This is a genomic window from Pseudochrobactrum sp. AO18b (assembly GCF_000409565.1).
In the GTDB taxonomy this organism is placed as follows: Bacteria; Pseudomonadota; Alphaproteobacteria; order Rhizobiales; family Rhizobiaceae; genus Pseudochrobactrum; species Pseudochrobactrum saccharolyticum.
Window position 1 is genome coordinate 1 of the sequence record NZ_ANNO01000074.1, and the last position, 6,449, is coordinate 6,449.

6 protein-coding genes are annotated in these 6,449 nt (G+C 52.5%); 3 read left to right on the plus strand and 3 right to left on the minus strand.

Annotation, left to right across the window (positions count from 1 at the left end; all coding sequences use genetic code 11):
- The coding region (locus A918_RS0103585) for a DMT family transporter (protein WP_022709730.1) at positions 1-870 on the minus strand (870 nt) is incomplete at its 3' end.
- Positions 871-1,107: 237 nt separating this feature from the next.
- On the opposite strand from A918_RS0103585, the gene A918_RS0103590 reads away from it, so the two are divergent.
- Positions 1,108-2,481 (plus strand): PLP-dependent aminotransferase family protein, encoded by a 1,374-nt coding sequence (locus tag A918_RS0103590; RefSeq protein WP_238481757.1) that lies wholly within the window; start codon positions 1,108-1,110, stop codon positions 2,479-2,481.
- A gap of 12 nt (positions 2,482-2,493) precedes the next feature.
- Here A918_RS0103590 and A918_RS0103595 read toward each other — a convergent pair whose 3' ends face one another.
- The gene (locus A918_RS0103595) at positions 2,494-3,057 is read right to left on the minus strand and encodes a L,D-transpeptidase (RefSeq protein ID WP_028233340.1); all 564 of its coding nucleotides are present in this window, start codon (positions 3,055-3,057) and stop codon (positions 2,494-2,496) included.
- A 310-nt stretch (positions 3,058-3,367) separates the two neighbouring features.
- Here A918_RS0103595 and A918_RS0103600 point away from each other — a divergent pair, with 310 nt between their 5' ends.
- Both A918_RS0103600 and A918_RS0103605 read left to right on the plus strand, forming a co-directional pair.
- Complete coding sequence (locus A918_RS0103600; RefSeq protein WP_028233341.1) at positions 3,368-4,048, plus strand: response regulator transcription factor; 681 nt, start codon at positions 3,368-3,370, stop codon at positions 4,046-4,048.
- A 187-nt stretch (positions 4,049-4,235) separates the two neighbouring features.
- Entirely contained in the window at positions 4,236-4,691 is a 456-nt protein-coding gene (locus A918_RS0103605) for a cyclic nucleotide-binding domain-containing protein (protein ID WP_022709734.1), read from the plus strand.
- Positions 4,692-4,718: 27 nt separating this feature from the next.
- Here A918_RS0103605 and A918_RS0103610 read toward each other — a convergent pair whose 3' ends face one another.
- Entirely contained in the window at positions 4,719-6,311 is a 1,593-nt protein-coding gene (locus tag A918_RS0103610; RefSeq protein ID WP_033315852.1) for an ABC-F family ATP-binding cassette domain-containing protein, read from the minus strand.
- Positions 6,312-6,449 lie beyond the last annotated feature (138 nt).

Here is a 6,449-nt window from a genome sequence, read left to right on the forward strand (position 1 = left end):
CTCAGCTCCGGCAACACACATCCCCACAACACATGCCACCGCCATCATCGCGATGCTCACCGGTTCGCCAAGCACAAAAGCTGCCAGAGCGAGACCGAAAAACGGCTGCAATAATTGCAACTGGCCCACGCCTGCCGCACCGCCAAGTGCCAGCCCGTGATACCAGAAGAAAAAGCCGATCAGCATACTGAACAGCGACACATATCCCACACCCAGCCATGCAGGCACTTCAATACCCGCAAAATTATCCGGCCGCAATGCGACAGCCAGCACCAGCATTACCGGCAGCGCCAATACCAGCGCCCAGCAGATCACCTGCCAACCACCAATCGTGCGGGACAGCCGCGCACCTTCCGCATAGCCATAGCCGCAGACAATGATCGACAACAGCATCATCACATTGCCATAGAGCGAAAATTCACCGCCCGACTGATCTTTCGCCAAGGCAAAAAATGCCACCGCTGCACTGCCCGCCAGCGAGAACATCCAGAACCGCCATGACGGATTGCTATCTCCCCGCAACACCGCAAAAATTGCCGTACTGAGCGGCAGCAGACCGATAAAGACAATTGCATGGGCAGAGGTCACATATTGCAAGGCCAAAGCCGTAAATAACGGGAACCCGACCACAACACCGCCTGAAACCAGAGCGAGTGAAATCAGCTCAGATGGCGTCGGTAATTTCTCGCGAAATGCCAGCAACAGAGCGCCGCCCAAAAGACCGGCAATGGTCGCCCGTAGCACTGTCAGAAAAACCGGATCAATCTGCAAGACAGCCAAACGCGTTGCAGGCAGAGAGCCGCTGAAAATTAAAACACCTATAAAACCGCTGATCCAGCCAGCACTTTGGCTATCCGCTTGCTTATTCATTTTCACATATTCTCGAAATTTATTGCGTATTTCGCGATAAATATTGATACACAGGCAAAATTGTCAGATACAATTTCAGTACAATTTAAACAAACTGTACTGCTCAATTCGGAGATACAGATGACTTATCATTCCGGATATACAGCGCCGGACGCGCTGCAAACAGCAAGCGATACGGCTGATCAGCTTTCCGTCAGTCAGGAAATTCTGGAAGCGACAACGCTGGTTGAGAAGGTGATGACAATCATCCGCGACCGTATCAGCGCCATGAGCCTGATGCCGGGCGCGCGTCTGCCTTCCATCCGACGCCTTTCGGAAACCATGTCCATATCCAAATCCACAGTGGTGGAGGCCTATGACCGGCTGGTGGCTGAAGGCATTATTCAGGCACGGCGCGGTGCCGGTTTTTATGTCGCTGAGAAAAATCATCCGCCACTCATCAGCTCGGATTTTGCAGACACTCATAACCGCAATATCAATCCCTATTGGGTGATGCGCCAATCGCTGAGCAATACAGAAACTACCTTCAGACCGGGTTGCGGCTGGCTGCCGTCAGACTGGCTGCCGGAAGAAGCCATCCGCCGCGCTTTGCGCCAGATCGCCCGCAACCCTGCATCGAATATATCGGAATATGACGAACCGCTCGGCCTGCCATTGCTACGCCAGTTGCTCAGCACCCGTCTTCGTGAACAGGGCGTTACAGCAGCCCCGTCACAAATCCTGCTCACCGATTCCGGCACCAATGCGCTTGATCTGATCTGCCGTACCTTTATCCGTTCCGGTGATACGGTGCTGATTGATGATCCGTGTTATTTCAATTTCCGTGGCCTGTTATTGGCGCAGGGCGTCAATCTTGTCGGCGTGCCTTACACACCGCAAGGCCCTGATCTGGAAAGCTTCGCACGCCTTTGCACCCAATACCGGCCAAAACTCTATCTCTGCAATTCCGGCATTCACAATCCGACCGGTGCCACCATACAGCCGGCAACGGCACACCGCCTGCTCAAACTCGCCGAACAGCATGATCTGATTCTGGTTGAGGATAATATTTTTGCAGATTTTCATCAGAATCCGCCACCGCTCTTAGCAGAACTCGACGGTCTGGAACGGGTGATCCATATTGGCAGCTTCTCCAAATCCCTGTCAGCGGCCACGCGCACCGGTTATATTGCCGCGCGTCCTGACTGGTTGGAAAATCTCACCGACATGAAACTGGCGACCAACTTCGCCAGCAATGCGCTGTCTTCACAGATCATCTATCAGTTGCTGACAGACGGCAGCTACCGCAGCCATATTGAGAAAATCCGCGTCCGGCTGGCAGAATGTCAGACACGGACGCGGCAGAAGCTTCTTAATGCAGGCTTCAAGCTCTGGTGTGAGCCGGTTGGCGGCATGTTTCTCTGGGCGCAATTGCCGGATGATCTGCCGGAGGGTGTGGACAGCGACATGATTGCCAGACGCGCTTTGGATCACAATATCGTTCTGGCTCCCGGTAATATTTTCAGCCAGTCACAGACATGCAGCCGGTTCATGCGCTTTAATGTTGCCCAGTCCGTTCATCCGAAGATTTTCGATACGCTCAGACAAATCATGTATCTGCCCGCGACATGAATGTGAGATAAATCAGCCGCGTCGCACACGGATAACCGTATCTCCCGAAAGATGCGGTAATAAACGCATCATGTCGCGACGGCTCAGGGCAATACAGCCTTCTGTCGGCGTATAGGTTTCCCGTGAAAGATGGAAAAATATCGCGCTGCCGCAGCCTTTTTTGCGCTCGGTAATATTCCAGTCCATGACCACGCAAATATCGTAGAGCTCATCCTTGCGCCACATCTTCTCGTGGCTGCGCTGATAGGTGGCTGCGACCGGCCGGTTATAATTGCGGTCATTGGCGGCATCACACCAGCCATCCTGTGGCTGCGTAGCCCGAAAGCGCAATGCTGTTGCCGGCTGATCCCCGATCACCGGTGTCTGTCGGCGATATCCGTAAAGCAGACGCATCTGCGTCAAAGGCGTTGCACCATCCCCTTCGCGCTTGCGGGAGGACACGCCGCCCTTGCCCAAAGCACAGCGCAGCACCAGCGGTCCGGCAACCAGATAACCCTGACTGCGATGCCCGGGACGCACATGAACATCCATAACTTTAATCGTGCGGGATGTCTTTCTGCCTGTGTCGCCCTGCATCAGGCCGCTTTGCTTTGCTTCTCTGCCGAGTATCATATGTATAGGCCCCCTCCGGACCGGTTTTGTATGCTATTTTCCGGTAACGCTCTGGAAACACCAGAGAATCATTTCCCATGTCATATATTTACACAGCTAATTTTATTCACATCCATAAACTGATGTCAGATCGCTTAAAAGCAGCATTAAAGGCGTATTTTATAAGGTAAATTTTGTTTCATCTGACCTCTCTTTAGTTTTTCTTCGTTAAATGTCATAAATCACCCATCTTGCTGATGTTCAGCTCCCGTTTTTGAAACCGAATGAGGCAGATATGATCGCCCATACACTTCTGATCGTTGATGATGATGAGGATCTTCGTTCCATCCTGATCGACCAGCTGTCACTTCATCCTGAATTTCAGATCCTGCAGGAAGATACTGCCGGCAAAGCAATTCAGACCGCACGGGCAAATAATATCAGCCTGCTGATTATGGATGTCGGCCTGCCGGATATGGATGGCCGTGATGCCGTCAAACAGCTGCGTGCCGGTGGTTTTACATCACCGATCATCATGCTGACCGGTCACGATACGGATTGCGACACCATTCTGGGCTTTGAGTCCGGTGCCAATGACTATGTGACCAAGCCGTTCCGTTTTGCCGTGCTGCTTGCCCGCATCCGCGCGCAGCTGCGCCAGCATGAACAGAGCGAAGACGCGACCTTTATCGTCGGGCCTTATACATTCAAACCAAGCCAGAAGCTGCTGCTTGACCAGAAAGGCGATAAAATCCGCCTCACTGAAAAAGAAGCGGCAATCATCAAATTCCTGTACCGCGCCGGTGGTGTGGTCGGACGCGATGTCTTGCTGGAAGAAGTCTGGGGCTATAATTCCGGCGTTACCACGCACACGCTGGAAACCCATGTCTATCGCCTGCGTCAGAAAATCGAACTGGATCCGTCCAATGCCAGCCTGCTGATTACTGAAAGCGGCGGGTATAAGCTGGTTCCCTGAGAATGAAGGCAGCCCGGCATTCATTCTGTCCGGGCTGCTTAATATTCTGCATAAAAGATGATTTTATCGAAAACTTTAGATATTTTTCGGTAATTTGGGTTACAGCATAATTCTTCCGGAACAGGACACGATTATTCCCGAGCGGGAACCGGTTCCGGAATAAGGATTATGTGTAAGAAAGAGACATATGGCGCTCGATGATGACATTCAGTTCCTGAGTACGATTGGCCTTTTCGAGGCCTTCTCGGCTCAGCACCTGCGGCTGCTTGCCTTTGGCGCAGAACGCATGGTTCTGCGTACCGGCAGGGAACTGTTTCATGAAGGGCAAAGTGCTGACTGCGCCTATATTGTTGTCAGCGGCAGCATTACCCTTTTTCATGAAGGCAAGCAGGGACGCGTCAATCTGCGCTCAATCAGCACCGGTTCAGTACTGGGTGAAATGGCACTGATTGCACAGACCAGTCGTCTGACCGGCGCCGTCGCCGATACAGAAACCGAAGTCATCCGTCTCAGCCGCTCCATCTTCCACCGCATTCTGGAAGAATATCCGGAGCTTGCCGCTTCGCTCTATCTGCATATCAGCAATAATCTGAATGAGATGGTCGAGCAGATCGACAAGCTGTCATCCCGTTTTTCCGATTAAAGCATCTCCGGCTTTGCCTGACATGCTTTAAAGCGGCAATTCGATACGCCGCGTAAGTGCGATTGCGTTCAAAAACACCTCATCATGGCTGGTAATCAGCAATGCGCCTTCATAGGCATTGAGCGCCGTTTCCACTGATTGCAGTGCGACAATATCCAGATGATTGGTTGGCTCATCAAGGATGAGCAGTTCCGGTGCCTGAACACCACCCAGCACACAGGCCAAACCTGCCCGCAGCCTCTCACCACCGCTGAGTTCTCCAACCTTTTGCAAAGCCGCATCCGCACGGAACATGAAGCGCGCCAGCGCGGCGCGGCAATCATTGTTCGTAGCTTCAGGTTGCAGAAGCTTGAAATTATCCCTGATACTCAGATCATCATCCAGCAGGCTCACATGCTGATCCAACATGGCATGACGGACATAATATTGTACGCTGCCCTGCTGCGGTGTCAGCTTTCCCGCCAATATATGCAGCAAAGTCGTTTTTCCTGATCCGTTCGGCCCGCATAATGCAATGCGCTCCGGCCCTGTAATCTGCAAAGACAAATCCTGAAATAACGGCTGGTGACCATTAAAAGCCATTGTCAGATATTCCGCAACGAGTACCGTTTTCGTTGTGGCAAGACTGAGATTGCCGAGGCCAAAATTCTGCGGGATCAGCCGCTCAAACTTGCTCTGCGCCTCGCTCAGTGCCTGCTGGCTGCTTTCTGCCTGCTTTTGCGCCAGTTGATTATTACGCCCGCCGGTTGCCTGTGCGCGATCTTCTCTGGCATCCAGCAGCAATTTGCTTTGGCCTGCACTGAAACGGGATTTCTTACCGGCAGAATCTCGTTTCTCCTGCCGTTCCCTGATGAGCCGCGCCTGTTTCTCCGCCTGTTTGACAGCTGTTTCAGCCACAGCAAGATCATGACGGGCAGCGGCAAGTTCTTCCGCTTTGCGCGTCTCATAAAAATCCCAGTTACCACTATAAGACGACACACCAATCGGCGTCAGCTCAATAATCCGGTCCATCTCGCGCAATAATGTGCGGTCATGGCTGACCACCAGCGCCCCGCCACGCCAGTTGCGCAGCAGATGCAGCACAGCCTCACGCCCCTGCATGTCCAGATTGTTGGTCGGCTCATCCAGCAAGATCAGATCCGGCTCGTGGAAAATCAGGGCAGCCAGAGCGGCACGGGTTTTCTGCCCGCCGCTCAAACTATCCAACTGCGTTTGCGCGCTGAGTTTTGGCAGTCCCATTTGGGAGAGCGCATCCTCAATCCTGCTTTCCAATGTCCAGTCCGCATCATCCAGATCATCGTCGCTGCCTTCACCTGCCAGAATACGCGCCTGCGCAGCCAGTTGCGCCGTCACACCAAACAAGTCGGCAATCGTTTCATGCGCTTCATTCGTATTCTGATGCAGGAAGCCGAGTTTGGCATGACTGGTCAGCGAACCACTGGCCGGTGCTGTTTCGCCCGCTATGATACGCAATAGAGTTGATTTACCGGTGCCGTTACGCCCGATCAGACCGGTACGTTCACGGGACAGATGAAGAGAAAGATTTTGAAAAAGACTGCGGCCGTCAGGCGTTTGCGCAGAAATATTTTGCAGTGTGTACAGCGTTATCAAGAGCAGCATCCAGTGAAACAACAAAAACATCAGTTAAGAAAAACTGTGCTGTCTGCTTCATTGTGATGAACTCCTCAAATACACTTTTAACCGGCATGAGTAGCCGTGACATTTATTTAGACAGGCATCGTGACTTATTCAAGTCAC